The 13,756-nt window shown below is 61.7% G+C and carries 11 protein-coding genes; 10 read left to right on the plus strand and 1 reads right to left on the minus strand.

Annotation, left to right across the window (positions count from 1 at the left end; translation table 11 throughout):
- Positions 1 to 382 precede the first annotated feature (382 nt).
- The 4 genes from DW211_RS08025 (at position 383) to gatB (ending at position 5,127) form a co-directional block, all read left to right on the plus strand.
- Entirely contained in the window at positions 383 to 1,300 is a 918-nt protein-coding gene (locus tag DW211_RS08025; RefSeq protein ID WP_158568510.1) for a class C sortase, read from the plus strand.
- Between the two features lie 325 nt (positions 1,301 to 1,625).
- Positions 1,626 to 1,937 (plus strand): Asp-tRNA(Asn)/Glu-tRNA(Gln) amidotransferase subunit GatC, encoded by a 312-nt coding sequence (gene gatC / locus DW211_RS08030; protein ID WP_117716772.1) that lies wholly within the window; start codon positions 1,626 to 1,628, stop codon positions 1,935 to 1,937.
- On the plus strand, positions 1,937 to 3,451 hold the full coding sequence (gene gatA, locus DW211_RS08035) for an Asp-tRNA(Asn)/Glu-tRNA(Gln) amidotransferase subunit GatA (protein WP_118260196.1): 1,515 nt from the start codon (positions 1,937 to 1,939) through the stop codon (positions 3,449 to 3,451). The genes gatC and gatA overlap by 1 nt, the downstream gene beginning before the upstream one ends.
- Positions 3,451 to 5,127 carry an Asp-tRNA(Asn)/Glu-tRNA(Gln) amidotransferase subunit GatB gene (gene gatB, locus DW211_RS08040; RefSeq protein WP_118260197.1) on the plus strand — a complete coding sequence of 559 codons (1,677 nt, stop codon included), beginning with the start codon at positions 3,451 to 3,453 and terminating at the stop codon, positions 5,125 to 5,127. The genes gatA and gatB overlap by 1 nt, the downstream gene beginning before the upstream one ends.
- A gap of 353 nt (positions 5,128 to 5,480) precedes the next feature.
- On the opposite strand, the gene DW211_RS08045 is transcribed toward gatB, so the two are convergent.
- Positions 5,481 to 6,485, minus strand: coding sequence for an AraC family transcriptional regulator (locus tag DW211_RS08045; protein WP_118260198.1), 1,005 nt, complete (start codon positions 6,483 to 6,485; stop codon positions 5,481 to 5,483).
- Positions 6,486 to 6,599: 114 nt separating this feature from the next.
- Between DW211_RS08045 and DW211_RS08050 the strand changes: the two genes are divergently transcribed.
- From DW211_RS08050 to DW211_RS08070, 6 genes are all read left to right on the plus strand, one after another.
- A complete protein-coding gene (locus tag DW211_RS08050) occupies positions 6,600 to 8,423 on the plus strand; it encodes an ABC transporter ATP-binding protein (protein ID WP_199576739.1) in 1,824 nt (607 codons plus the stop codon).
- Positions 8,424 to 10,181, plus strand: coding sequence for an ABC transporter ATP-binding protein (locus DW211_RS08055; protein WP_118260199.1), 1,758 nt, complete (start codon positions 8,424 to 8,426; stop codon positions 10,179 to 10,181).
- Positions 10,182 to 10,376: 195 nt separating this feature from the next.
- Positions 10,377 to 10,622 (plus strand): DUF6110 family protein, encoded by a 246-nt coding sequence (locus tag DW211_RS08060; RefSeq protein WP_055250999.1) that lies wholly within the window; start codon positions 10,377 to 10,379, stop codon positions 10,620 to 10,622.
- Positions 10,623 to 10,700: 78 nt separating this feature from the next.
- The gene (locus tag DW211_RS08065; RefSeq protein ID WP_233540980.1) at positions 10,701 to 12,716 is read left to right on the plus strand and encodes a heavy metal translocating P-type ATPase; all 2,016 of its coding nucleotides are present in this window, start codon (positions 10,701 to 10,703) and stop codon (positions 12,714 to 12,716) included.
- Between the two features lie 139 nt (positions 12,717 to 12,855).
- The gene (locus DW211_RS10145; protein WP_158568511.1) at positions 12,856 to 13,209 is read left to right on the plus strand and encodes a hypothetical protein; all 354 of its coding nucleotides are present in this window, start codon (positions 12,856 to 12,858) and stop codon (positions 13,207 to 13,209) included.
- Positions 13,206 to 13,721: a PIN domain-containing protein gene (locus DW211_RS08070; protein ID WP_158568512.1), complete on the plus strand. Its 516-nt coding sequence runs from the start codon at positions 13,206 to 13,208 to the stop codon at positions 13,719 to 13,721. The genes DW211_RS10145 and DW211_RS08070 overlap by 4 nt, the downstream gene beginning before the upstream one ends.
- The last annotated feature ends 35 nt before the right edge of the window (positions 13,722 to 13,756 follow it).

Consider the following 13,756-nt stretch of genomic DNA (forward strand, 5'->3'; position numbering starts at 1 on the left):
AAAGGGGCGATGCCCCGCTGTCCTAGCCTAAGGGAAAACGGAATAGACGGAACCGACCGTCCGGCTGAGTCTGGGAAGAGGTGCCGGGCGGCGGGCGGAGCATGGCCACCGGACCCATCGAAACACATCTCCACCGTTCCTTCAACTGGGAAAACGGCGCCCCCGGGCCCCGGGAGGGGCCGCGGGGCGTTCGGCTAGGTGCGGGAACGGCCTATTTGCTCAGTGTGTTCGGCTGAGATCGGAAATCAACCGGCCCATACTCGCGCTGTGCAATGCTGTCAGGCTGCGTTGTCCGGCGCGGAAGCTCGCGAATCGGCTATTATTTGTTTAGACAACTTGAGTTGTAGAGGAGTGACTGGCGATGGTGCAGGGCGCCAAACATATGAAGAGCAATAACGCCGCGGACAACGGCGGCTCAAGCCCTCAGCCCAAACCTCAACCAAAGTCCAAGCGCCGCCGCAAGCGGCTGCCGCGCTGGGCCGATCGGCTCATCACCATCGTCATCATCCTTATCGGCGTGGGCCTTATGACCTGGCCGTGGATCTTGGACCGGCTCGAGGCCTCGGGCGTGTTCAACCAGATCAGCACCGTGTCCAGCACCGTGGACGCGCTGTCTGCCGAGGAGCGCGAGCGCATCTTGCTGCAGGCGCGCTCCTATAACGAGCAGCTTGCCGGCGAGGCCACCGAGCTTCCCGCCGACCAGATCGAGCCCTACGCTCAGCAGCTCATCTTTGACCGCGACCCCATGATGAGCTGGGTCGAGATCCCCTCCATCGATGTGAGCATGCCCATCTACCACGGCACGAGCGAAGAAGTCCTCATGGCGGGCGTCGGCCACCTGGAGGGCACGAGCCTGCCGGTGGGCGGCACCTCGACGCATTGCGTGCTCACCGCGCACTCGGGCATGCGCAACCTGAGCATGTTCGACGACATTCACTCGCTGGAGCCCGGCGACCTGGTGCTGCTGCACACCATGAACAAGACGCTTGCCTACAAGATGGTGGATTCCGAGGTGGTGCTGCCCGAGGAGATGGAGTCGCTGACCATCGAGCCCGGCGCCGACAAGGTGACGCTCGTCACCTGCACGCCCTACGGCGTGAACGACCATCGCCTGCTGGTGCATTGCGTGCGCACCAAGTACAACAAGAAGGACGTCGACAAGCAAAAGTCGCTGGCCGGCCGCCACTGGGGCAAGCGCGAGTTTGCCGTGCTCATCGTGGTCGTAGCCATTGTGCTGTTGCTGCTGGACATCGTGATCCACGCGATCCGCAAGCGCCGCAAGACCAAGGCCTCGGCATAAGACATTCTCCAGAACCACCGCAATGGGGACAGGCACCTTTGTGGCGGTCGGGACTTCCAAACCATCACAACATTCGATGAAAATCTCGATTTTGGCGAAAAGCGTCGAATGTTGTGATGGTCTTCGTTGTGGACGGCGCGGTTTTCGTTATGGGCGAGACGGTTTTCGCTACGGACGGTGCGGTTTCGCTGCAGAATCGCCAGCCCATTACCTGCCAGCCCGCCGCCCCCGTTACGTTTTCGCTGCATTTAGGTAAAGCGCCTGCTCCAAGCGGCGTTGCCTTGTATACTAGAGCGGTTTATCTGTTATGCGGAAGGGAGCGCCTATGGCACTCAGCGAGAAAGACGTGCGCGGTATCGCCGAGTACGCAAAGATCGCACTGACCGATGACGAGCTCACCCAGATGACGTCCTACATGAACGACGCCGTCCAGATGCTCGAGCCCGTCTTGCAATATGACTTGCCCGACGTGGAGCCCACGTTCCATCCCATCGGAAGCCTGTCCAACGTGATGGGCGATGACCTGCGCGAGCCCGAGCGCGACCTGCCGCTCGACGTCGCGCTCGAAAACGCCGGCAGCGCGCGTGAGCGCTACTTCCGTGTGCCGTCCATTTTGGGAGAGGGGGAGAGCGAGTAATGGCGCTAAGCTTCGATTCCCTTACCGCCGCCCAGATCGCCGCGGGCGTTGCCGCCGGCGACTTTACCGCTACCGAGGTGGCCCAGGCCTCCCTTACCGCCATCGAGGCGCGCGAGGGCGGGGTCCAGGCATTCCTACAGGTGGCGCCCGAGCTTGCGCTCGAGGCCGCTGCGCGCGTGGATGCCGACCGTGCCGCTGGCAAGCCGCTGCCTCCGCTCGCGGGCGTGCCGCTGGCCATCAAGGACAACATGAACCTCGTGGGCACGCGCACCACCTGCGCTTCCCGTATGCTCGAGGACTACCAGAGCGTCTACACCGCTACCTGCGTTCAGCGCATGCTCGACGCCGGCTGCCTGCCCATGGGCAAGGTCAACATGGACGAATTTGCCTTTGGCAGCTCCACCGAGAGCTCGGCGTTCCACCGCACCAACAATCCTTGGGATACCGAGCGCGTGCCCGGCGGCTCCTCGGGCGGTTCCGCTGCTGCCGTCGCCGCGGGCGAGGTCGCGCTCTCGCTGGGCTCAGATACCGGCGGCTCCATTCGCCAGCCGGCGTCGCTGTGCGGCGTGGTGGGCTTTAAGCCCACGTATGGCGCCGTGAGCCGTTACGGCGTGGTTGCCTTTGGCTCGTCGCTCGACCAGGTGGGCCCCTTTGGCCGCACGGTCGAGGACGTCGCGCTGGCCATGAATGCGCTTACCGGCGCGGGCCACGATCCCTACGACTGCACCAGCCAGGATTGCGCCGTCGACTTTACCGAGCATCTCAACGACAGCATCGAGGGCAAGCGCGTGGGCATCATCCCCGCATTTATGGAGGCCGAGGGCCTGACGCCCGAGGTCAAGGCCGCTGTTCAGCGCGCCGCCCAGGAGCTGCAGAACCAGGGCGCCGAGCTGGTCGAGGTCGACCTGCCGCACCTGGACGCCGCCATCGCCGCCTACTACGTCATCGGCCCGGCCGAGGCGTTCTCCAACCTGGCACGTTTCGACGGCATTCGATACGGCTATCAGGAGGAGGGCTGCGCCAACCTGTCCGACCAGAGCTCGCTCAGCCGTGCCCACGGCTTTGGTGCCGAGGCCAAGCGCCGTCAGATGCTCGGCGCCTACCTGCTGAGCTCGGGCGTGTACGACAAGTACTACTACGCCGCGCAAAAGGCCCGTACGCTCATCACGCAGGACTACGACGCCGCGTATGCCAAGGTGGACACCATTCTCATGCCCGCCTCGCCGCGCACGGCTTTTAAGTTTGGCGAGATCAGCGACCCCACGCAGATGTACCTCTCCGACCTGTATACCATTTCGCTCAACATCTGCGGCAACGGTGGCATTTCGGTGCCGCTGGGCCTGGGCGAGGATACTCAGCTGCCCGTTTCTGCCCAGCTGGTGGGACCTGCCTTTAAAGACCGTCAGCTGCTTACGTTTGCCCGCGCCCTGGAGCGCGGCTTTGCCGATGCCGCCACGGGTGCGCCCGCGCTTTCCGTCGCGCCCGATTTTGCCGGGAAGGGAGGCGAGCTGTAATGAAGGAGCTTTCCGAGGTCCTGCAGGATTGGGAGGCCGTGATCGGCCTGGAGATCCACACCGAGCTCACCGCACTCGATACCAAGATGTTCTGCAACTGCAAGCTCAGCCACGATGACGAGCCCAACGCCAACGTGTGCCCGGTGTGCCTGGGCCTGCCCGGTGCCCTGCCGGTGCCCAACAAGCGCGCCATCGAGAGCATCGTCAAGGCTGGTCTCGCCACCAACTGCGAGATTCAACGCCACTCGATGTTCTACCGCAAGCACTACTTCTATCCCGATATGGCCAAGAACTTCCAGACCACGCAGGGTCCGGTCGCCTTTGCCATGTACGGTCACCTGGACCTGGACGTGACCGGTCGCGGTGCCGCCGAGCGCCCCGACTGCGCGTTTGGTGAGGCCGAGGCCCAGAGCCTGGCGAGCGCCTCGGCCAACGCCGAGGGCCTGTCCACGTCCATGACGTCGACCATGCGCGAGGGCAACCAGCGTGCCGGCCATCTGGCCAGCTACGATGCGTCCAACCTGCAGATGCCCGAGCGTCGCGAGGACGGTTCCTACACGGTGCCCATCCGCATCCTGCGCATCCACATGGAGGAGGACGCCGCCAAGATGGTCCACGTGGGCGGCGCCGAGGGCCGCATTACCGCCGCTGCCGAGTCGCTCGTCGACTACAACCGCTGCGGCACGCCTTTGATTGAGCTCGTGACTGAGCCCGATCTGCGTACGCCCGAGGAAGCGCGCCTGTTTATGGAAAAGCTCCGTCGCATCTTTGTGACGCTGGGCATTTCGGACTGCTCCATGGAGAAGGGTTCCATGCGCTGCGACGGCAACGTGTCGCTGCGTCGCCGCGGCGAGACCAAGCTGGGCACCAAGACCGAGCTCAAGAACCTCAACTCGTTTAAGAGCCTGCATGACGGCCTTGCCTACGAGATCTGCCGTCAGGCCGAGGTGCTCGAGGAGGGCGGAATCATCTATCAGGAGACCCGCCACTGGGAGCCCAGCCGCAAGCGCACCGTGGTCATGCGTGTGAAGGAAACGGCCGACGACTATCGTCTGTTCCCCGATCCCGATCTGGCGCCGTTCGATCTGGACGACGAGTTCATCGACCGCTGCCGTGGCGAGATTCCCGAGCTGCCCGATGCCAAGCGCGCCCGTTTTGAGACCGACTTTGGTATTAAGGCGGCCGATGCCGAGCAGATCGCGGGCGACCCCGAGTTTGCCGAGTTCTTTGAGGCTGCCGCTGCCGGTATGGCTGGCAAGGAGGCCCAGACGGTCGCAAACCTGCTGGTCAACGAGATGATCGCCTACCTTAAGAGCGCAGGCGTGTCGCTCGCCGAGTCCGGCATCGCGCCGGCTCAGGTAGCAGCGCTGGCCAAGCTGCTGGTGACCGATGCCATCAGCTCCAACCAGGCGCACGAGGTCTTTGAGGCCATGCCCCAGACCGGTGACGATCCCAACAAGATCGTCGACGAGCGTGGTATGCGTCAGGTGAGCGATGCCGGTGCGTTGCAGCCGATCGTGGACGAGGTGCTGGCTAACTGTGCCGATCAGGCGCAGCAGTATCGTGACGGCAACCAGAAGGTTATCGGCTTTTTGGTGGGCCAGTGCATGAAGGCGAGCCGCGGCAAGGGCAACCCCAAGCTCTTCAACGAGTTGCTGAGAACGTCGCTCTCGTAGCTGCGAGGCCGGGGAAGCCCCGAGTCGCCGGGGTATTTCCTCCAAATTTCAAACAGTCCTATGCAAGACGAAGGCCACGTTTAGTGGCCTTCTTTGCATGCGGAACTCATTTGGAGCAAACACCCCGGCGACTCGGGGCTTCCCCGGCCAGACGACTCGGCCGTTCGGGTCAGGCGGGGCTGAATGGAATAGAGTGAATGGGCGTGCCGTCGGCACGCCCATTGTTTTGAAGGGAACTCATTGAGAGGCAAGGCCCTGCGCCCGGCCCCTCGGTTCCGTAACGACTCGGCCGTTCGGGTCAGGTAGGCTGAATGGAATTTGGTGAATGAGGGCGCCGTTGGTGCCTTCATTCTTTATATATGTTGGGAGCGCCAAGCGGTGGGGGTGGTGCCGGTGTGTTGCTTGAAGGCTTGGGCGAAGGCGGCCTGCTGAGGGTAGCCTAGACGCTCTGCGACCTGCGCTATCGTGAGCGAGCTATCGGCCAAAAGGTCCTGTGCTCGCTCCATACGGCGTCTGCGGATGTAGGCGCCCAGGGACTCGCCAGTTTGGGCCTTAAAGGTGGCGCATAGCTTGGAGCGGCTCGTGTAGAGCCTCTCGGCCACCTCGTTGATACCCACACGTCTGCCTTTGTCGAGCGCGCGCTCAATCATTGCCGTTGCTTCTTCGGCAATGGTTATGCTGGCGCGTGTGTCTGCCGCCCGCCGCGCCTGCTTGTGGGCCGCGCGCGAACAGGCGAGCTCCGCGACCATGGTCTCCACGATGCCTTGCATATAGACGTGTCCGCCTACGGTGCGGGCGCGGTCCTCGTTAATCCGGCGCAGCGTGTGGCAGATGGCAGACGTCGCCTCCTCGTGCCACGACTCGGCAAACGCTTCAAAGACTCCCACGAACTCAGTGGGATACCGATGCTCCAGCTCGTCAAAATACCCGGGCAAAAAGAGCACCGAGCGCGAGTGATAAAGCTGCCCTGCAAACAGCGGACTTAGTTCCTCGCCGCAGCTATCTTGGATAAAGCTGCACACCGCGCTGTTCGGCCACGGTCCATGCAAGGGTTTAAGGTTCGCAGGCGTTATGCCAGCCTCGGGCATGCATATAAGTGTGGGCGCGCTGACCTCGCTCACGCAGGCGTACGGTTCGGGTGTGTATTCGGCCAGGTACATATCGTGCATCGGGGTAATGAAATGCTCCATAACGATGCAGGCGGGGGAGAGAGGCATGATCCATGCGCGTCCGTGCGCCCGATCGTTTGCCACCTCGCCGGTAAAGACGGCGCCCTTGCCGGTAAGCTCCAGGCCAAACTGCTCAAACTGCGGTGCGTAGAGCTCGGTTATGTCGGTCGCTGCCCGCCGTATTTGCAAAAGCGTCCCTTTCCTTTGCAGAAACGTCCACGCATGGCTCGATTGTGAGCCATGGCTAACACATCAATGATAAGTTCATTACGGTTAACTCTCAAGCCGTTAGAAAGGAATCTCATGGCAAAGGGATCAAAAAAGGAAGGCGGCGGTATCGGCGAGCTGCTTGCATATGCCGGCGACCGTAAATTCCTAACATATTTGGGCATGGCCCTCTCGGCGCTCTCGCAGCTGCTGAGCTTTGGCCCGTTCGTGTGCATTTGGCTTGTCGCGCGCGATCTGATCGCCGTGGCGCCTAACTGGAGCGAAGCCTGCGGCATCGCGACGTATGGCTGGTGGGCCGTGGGGTTTGCGCTGGCAAGCATCGTGGTCTATTTCGTGGGGCTCATGTGCACGCACCTGTCTGCGTTTCGCTGCGCGTCCAATATTCGCAAGACTACGAGCGAGCACCTGCTTAAGCTGCCGCTTGGCTACTTTGACACACACGCCACCGGTGAGCTGCGCCGTATCGTAGACGGATGCGCCGCCTCCACCGAGACCCTGCTCGCGCACATGCTACCCGATATCGCCGGCGCCACCGCCATGGTCGCAGGTCTGCTCGTGCTGCTTTTCGCCCTCGATTGGCGCTTGGGCGCCGCATGCCTTATCTCGGTCGCCGTTTCGCTTGGCGCCATGGCCACCATGATGAGCGGCAAGGGCGCCGAGTTCATGAAGGCCTACATGGGCGCGCTGGTCAAGATGAACAAGACCGGTACCGAATACGTACGCGGCATTCCCGTGGTCAAGGTGTTTCAGCAGACGGTCTATTCCTTTAAGGCGTTCCACGACGCGATCGCCGAATACGCCGACATGGCACAAAGCTATGCGGGCACGTTTTGCCGAGGTCCGCAGGTACTCAACCTTACCGCGCTCAATGGTCTTGTGACATTCCTGTTGCCCGTGGCGTTGCTGTTGGCGCCGGGCGAGACGGACTTCGCGCATTTTATGGCCAACTTCACGTTTTACGCGATATTTTCGGCCGTGGTACCGACGGCCATGACCAAGCTCATGTTTGTGGGCGAGGCCTCTCAGATGAGTGCTGATTCGCTGGCTCGCATTCGAAGCGTCATGGATTTCAAGCGGCTCTCCGTGCCCGCGCAACCCAAGCACCCCGCTGGCAGCGATGTGCGCTTTGAGGACGTGAGCTTTACCTACGAGGGCGCCGAGGCGCCTGCCGTCAACCATGCGAGTTTTAGCGTTCCCGCAGGTAGCACTCTCGCGCTGGTGGGTCCTTCGGGCGGCGGCAAGTCAACCTGCGCAAGCCTGATTCCTCGTTTTTGGGATGTTTCCGCAGGTCGAGTGCTCGTAGGTGGTGTGGACGTTCGCGATATGGATCCGCACGAGCTTATGGACCAGGTCGCCTTCGTGTTCCAGACCAACCAGCTGTTCCGGCAAACACTTGCCGATAACGTGCGCGCCTCCAAGCCTGGAGCCACTGACGACGAAGTGCGCGCGGCCCTCTCCGCGGCCCAGTGCGACGATATCGTGGCCAAGCTCCCGCAGGGCATCGACACCATGCTCGGCGCCGGCGGGGCGTACCTTTCGGGCGGCGAGGTCCAGCGCGTGGCACTTGCCCGCGCGATCCTTAAAGACGCGCCTATCGTGGTGCTCGATGAGGCCACGGCGTTTGCGGATCCCGAGAACGAGGCACTCATCCAGCGCGCCTTTAGCAAGCTGGCGGCGGGTCGCACGGTCATTATGATTGCGCACCGACTCTCGACTGTAGTGGGGGCCGACAAGATCGTGGTGCTCAACCAAGGTAGCGTGCAGGAGACTGGCACCCATGCCGAGCTGCTGTCCCAAAACGGCCTGTACGCCAAGATGTGGGCCGAATACGAACAGGCCGCGAGCTGGAAAATCACTGCTACCGCGGATGCCGCCGTCACGAAGGGAGGCGAGGCCTAAATGTTCGCCTCATTCCAAAAGAAGTATTTCCTATCCGATAAAGGCGTCGCCGGCGTAAAACGCGGCATTTTCTGGACCGCGCTCACCAATCTCATCATCATGGCCGGCATGGGCTTTTTATTCCTGGTCATGGCCGGCTTTGTCGAGCATCTCGCCAGCGGCGCCGACCTGCCGGATGCCCTGCCGATTGTGGGCGGCCTCTTGGTCTTTTTCGTGTTGCTCTTTGCCTCTAACTGGCAACAGTATTACTACACCTACTGCATATTTTACGAGGAGTGCGGCAAGCAGCGCATGGAGATTGCCGAGCGCTTGCGCAAACTGCCGCTGTCGTTTTTTGGTCGTCGTGATCTGGCTGATTTAACCGAGACCATCATGGGCGACGTTCAGGCCATGGAGCACGCCTACAGCCACGTGCTGGGAGAGCTTTGGGGTGCCATCATCGCAAGCGCCATTATGTTCGTGGCGTCGCTGTTCTTTTGCTGGCAGCTGGCGATCGCGGCGTTTTGGAGCGTTCCCGTGGCCTTTGCCGTGCTGTATCTAACACGCGGCCCCATGACCCCGGTGTTCGATCTCGTGCGCGCCGAGAAGGTCAAGGTTACCGAGGCGATTCAAGAGACGCTCGACTGCGTTCGCGAGATCCGCGCCACCAACCAGGAGGCTCATTATCTTGAGGGGCTCAACGTCGTGATCGATGCCGAGGAGCGCGAGACCACCAAGGGCGAGCTCGCCAATGGGCTTTTGGTCAACTCCGCCTTTGCCATCCTGCGTCTGGGCATTGCCACCACGTTGGTCACGGGCGCCGCGATGGTCGCCTCCGGGCAGGTCGACTTTTTGGTGATGTTTGCCTTCCTGCTTATGGTGAGCCGTATCTATGCACCCTTTGACCAGGCGTTAATGTTAATGTCCGAGCTGTTTGCCGCCGAGTCGTCTGCCAAGCGCATGCGTTCCATCATGGAAGAGCCTGTGGCGCGGGGCAGCGAGAAATTTGAGCCCGTGGGCCACGATGTGGTGTTCGATCATGTGGCATTTGGCTATGGTGCGGGCGAGGACGGCCGCACCGGCGAGAAAGTTCTTACCGATGTGAGCTTTACCGCCAAGGAAGGCGAAGTTACGGCGCTGGTCGGTCCTTCGGGCTCCGGTAAGTCCACAGTGAGCCGCCTGGCCGCGCGCTTTTGGGACGCCACCGAAGGCACGGTCACCGTGGGCGGCGTGGATGTTGCGAGCGTGGATCCCGAGGTGCTGCTGCGCGACTACGCCATTGTGTTCCAAGACGTGCTGCTCTTTGACGACACGGTGATGGGAAACATCCGTCTTGGTCGTCGCGATGCCACCGATGAGGAAGTGCTTGCTGCCGCGCGTGCCGCCAACTGCGACGAGTTTGTGAGCCGCATGCCGCAGGGTTATGACACCATGATCGGCGAGAACGGCTCCAAGCTGTCCGGCGGTGAGCGCCAGCGCATCTCTATCGCCCGTGCGCTGCTCAAAGACGCCCCGATTGTGTTGCTGGACGAGGCAACAGCGAGCTTGGATGTGGAGAACGAGACCGTGGTTCAGCAGGCGCTCTCCCGTCTGCTTGCAGGTAAGACGGTTATCGTTATTGCCCACCGTATGCGTACGGTGGAAAATGCCGACAAAATCGTTGTACTCAAGGATGGTGTGGTTGCCGAGCAGGGCACTCCGGCGCAGCTCAAGGCGGCAGGTGGAGAATTCGCCCGCATGGTGGCGCTGCAAAAGGAAGCAGCTACCTGGCAGTTGTAAGAAGGGGCAAAGGGACAGTCCCTTTGTCACATTGACAATCGGTTACTCCGCATCGTTAATTTTCAAAAGGTTAGCCATGGCTGACCTAGATAGTTAGATAAAATTGAGATATTTCAAAAGCGTGCTCGAGCAAACTTGTTTACTCGGGTGCTGAGGCACCATGCCGCGTCCAATGCGGCAAAAGGGAGAGACATCATGAAGAAGTCCACGTTCAACACCCTGCTTGTTGGTGGCGGTTTTCTGCTTGGTACGGCTGGCATCAAGCTGCTCACCAGCGCTCCGGTAAAGAACGCCTGCGTGCAGGGTATCGCGTGCGGCATGCGCATCAAGAACGGCTACCAGGACATGGTCGAGCAGGCCAAGGCTAATGTCGACGACATGGTTGCCGAGGCGGCCTACATCACCCAGAGCGAGGCCGCTGCTGACGAGGCAGCCGAGTAACGCTCCCAGGCACAAACTATGAGATTCTCGATTATCAGCGAGATCCCCGGCAGGACCCGTCTTCAATTGGCGGGTCCTGTGCCAGAGAGCGATCTCGATGCACTTCTTAAGCTCAGCGGCGATATCGACGGCGTGCGCAAGGTGCGCGTCTATGGCCGTATTGGCCAGTTAGCGCTCGAATACGACGAGCCGTGTCGCGATGCCGTGCTGGCCGCCGTCGGTGCGCTCGACGCTCAGGCCATTGCCGACGCAAAGACGGGTTACGTGATGCAGCTTGAGCCGCGCAAGCACAAGCTCGTTATGGATCTTGCCATGCTTGTCGGCGCCCACTATGCGCGCCGATGGTTTTTGCCCACGCCCCTGCGTGCGGTGTTTGTCGTGGCCGGTTACATGGCATTTTTGCGCGCTGCCCTTCATGAGCTGGCGCAGCCGCGCCTGACCGTTCCCGTGCTCGACGCTTCGGCCATCGGCATTTCGTTCGTCAAGCGTGATGTCGACACCGCGGGCCAGACAATGTTCCTGCTCAACGTGGGCGAGCTGCTCGAGGACTACACCCGCGCCATGAGCGAAAACGAGCTCATCAACTCGCTGCTCGATGTACCCGACAAGGCGCAAAAGGTCGTCGGCGATACCGAGGTAAGCGTTGCCGCCACCGAGCTTGAGCCCGGCGACTTGGTGGCCGTGCGCACTGGCATGTCCATTTGCATCGACGGTGTCGTCGAGCAGGGGAGCGCTATGGTCAACCAGGCGACCCTGACCGGCGAGCCGCTGGCCGTTGAGCGCAGCGTGGGCGACGACGTGTTCGCCGGTACCGTCGTGGAAGACGGCAGCATCTTGGTGCGCGTGCGCGCCAACACGGCGCAGACCAAACTGCGCTCGATCGTCTCGCTCGTGCAGACGGCCGACTCGCTCAAGTCCGAGGGCCAGTCGCATATGGAGGACCTCGCCAACAAGATCGTCCCGTGGAACTTCCTGCTCGCGGGCCTGGTTGCGCTCACCACGCGCAGCCTTATCAAGACCTCGGCGGCGCTGATGGTCGACTACTCGTGCGCACTCAAGCTCACGGGTTCCGTCGCCGTCATGACCGCCATGAGCGATGCCGCCAAGATGGGCGTCATGGTCAAGGGCGCGAAGTACTTTGAGTCGTTTGCCAAGGCTGACACCATCGTGTTTGATAAGACCGGCACGCTTACCGAGGCACAGCCGCGCCTGGCTTGCGTGCTGACGACAGATGGCTGGAGCAAGGACGAGGTCCTGCGCCTTTCCGCTTGCTTGGAGGAGCATTTCCCGCATCCGGTGGCGCGTGCCGTGGTCAACGCCGCCCTCGAGCGCGGGCTCGAGCACCGCGAGCGCCATGCCGCGGTCGAGTACATCGTGGCGCACGGCATCGCTTCGTCCATCGAGGGGCGTCGCGCCATTATCGGTTCGGCGCACTTTGTATTTGAGGACGAGGGTGCGCAGCTCGAGTCCGACATCAAGGAGCAAATCGAGCTCCAGATGCAAGGCCTGTCGCCGCTGTATCTGGCGGTCGACGGCAAGGTCGTCGGCGTGCTCGGCATCGAGGATCCGCTCAAGCCCGGCGTCCGTGAGGCCATCGCCGACCTACATGCGCTGGGCGTCAAGCATGTCGTTATGCTCACGGGCGATTCGGAGCGCACGGCCGAGCGCATTGCGCGCGAGGCGGGTGTCGACGAGTTTAAGGCCGAGCTGCTGCCCGAGGACAAGTACGCCTATGTGGAGCGCATTAAGGGTGAGGGGCGCCACGTTGCCATGGTGGGCGACGGCGTCAACGATTCGCCGGCACTCGGTTTGGCCGACGTGGGGCTGGCAATGGGTGGCGGAAGCGACATCGCCAAGGAGGTCGCCGATATCATCCTGACCGACACGGATCTGGCCGCGATCGTGCGTTTGCGCCGCATGAGCCAGGGCCTCATTGATCGTCTGACGAGCTCCTACTCTAAGGTGATGCTTACCAACTCAGCGCTCCTGGCGCTGGGCATTACCGGCGCGATTACCCCGCAGACGTCGTCACTGCTGCACAACGGCTCGACGATTGCCTACAGTCTGAGCAACGCGAAGGCTTACCTGCGTTAGCGTTTTCGATTGAGTAAATGGCCTGCACCCTGACGACACCGCAGCCGCCAGGGTGCAGGCCTTCTTTTGTTTGACGAGATGTTAGCTCGGATATATGCTCGTGCTAGCAGAGCTAGCAAATGCTGAAGGTGAGGTTGAGATGGCTACCGTTGGCAGCATGGCGCAGGTGAATGTTCGCGTAGATCGCTCGGTTAAAGAGCGCGCCGAGGAAGCGCTGCGGCTTTCGGGCGGAACGCTGCCCGAACTCATCAAAAAGGTGGTGGCCAAGGTTGCGCAGGGTGGCGGGCAGTGCGAGGAAGTGCTTGCGGCCGTCGACGACCGGCAGCAGACCGTCGCGCCCGATACGCCGTTCGCCGCATCATGGGCGGCGGCGGATCAGCTTTACACGGACCTGGGCATCGCAACGTCGCCCGTATCCGACGATCGCGATTGGGACACAATCTATTCCGAAGCCATGGACGAGTGCTATCGCCAAAAGGGGATGATCCTGTGAGCGGAGCCCCTCTTAAGATCATGGTGGATGCCAACGTTTGGGTCGATTCGTTTTGCGCCGACCATGCCGAGTCGCTCGCTGCTCGTGCCTTTATTGGGCAGGCGGCGGAGGCAGGGGCATTGATGTTCTTTCCGGTGCATATCGCCAAGGACGTGCTGTACGTTGTCCAACACGAGCTGAAGCGTAGCGTTCTTGCCAGTGGGGGAGCGCTCGACGAGGCATCTGCCCGTGCAATTGGCGATGCGGCGCTGGCGTTTGTTCGGAACATGACCGAAAACGCCACGGCCGTGGGTGCAGATGCGTCGGACCTTTGGCTGGCCGACAAATACTTAGCGCTCCATCGCGATTACGAGGACAACTTGGTACTCGCCGCATGCAAACGCGCGCAGGTCGATTACTTGGTGACCAACGATCGCAAGCTGCTCGAACATGCCGATCTTGCAGCAAAGACCCCGCGCCAAATGATGCCGATTCTTGCTTTGGCCAAACGCGGCAGCGCGGTTATCGGTTGACGCGAACTGTTTGCGGGCCCCTTGGACGACGATGC

Origin of the sequence: Collinsella sp. AM18-10 (assembly GCF_003471585.1) — a bacterium.
Lineage (GTDB): Bacteria > Actinomycetota > Coriobacteriia > Coriobacteriales > Coriobacteriaceae > Collinsella.

Coding starts and splice junctions, on each gene's coding strand:
- DW211_RS10145 (WP_158568511.1), top strand. CDS start 12,856: ATGGCTACCGTTGGCAGCATGGCGCAGGTGAATGTTCGCGTAGATCGC.
- gatA (WP_118260196.1), top strand. CDS start 1,937: ATGGCGCTAAGCTTCGATTCCCTTACCGCCGCCCAGATCGCCGCGGGC.
- gatB (WP_118260197.1), top strand. CDS start 3,451: ATGAAGGAGCTTTCCGAGGTCCTGCAGGATTGGGAGGCCGTGATCGGC.
- DW211_RS08050 (WP_199576739.1), top strand. CDS start 6,600: ATGGCAAAGGGATCAAAAAAGGAAGGCGGCGGTATCGGCGAGCTGCTT.
- gatC (WP_117716772.1), top strand. CDS start 1,626: ATGGCACTCAGCGAGAAAGACGTGCGCGGTATCGCCGAGTACGCAAAG.
- DW211_RS08025 (WP_158568510.1), top strand. CDS start 383: ATGAAGAGCAATAACGCCGCGGACAACGGCGGCTCAAGCCCTCAGCCC.
- DW211_RS08060 (WP_055250999.1), top strand. CDS start 10,377: ATGAAGAAGTCCACGTTCAACACCCTGCTTGTTGGTGGCGGTTTTCTG.
- DW211_RS08055 (WP_118260199.1), top strand. CDS start 8,424: ATGTTCGCCTCATTCCAAAAGAAGTATTTCCTATCCGATAAAGGCGTC.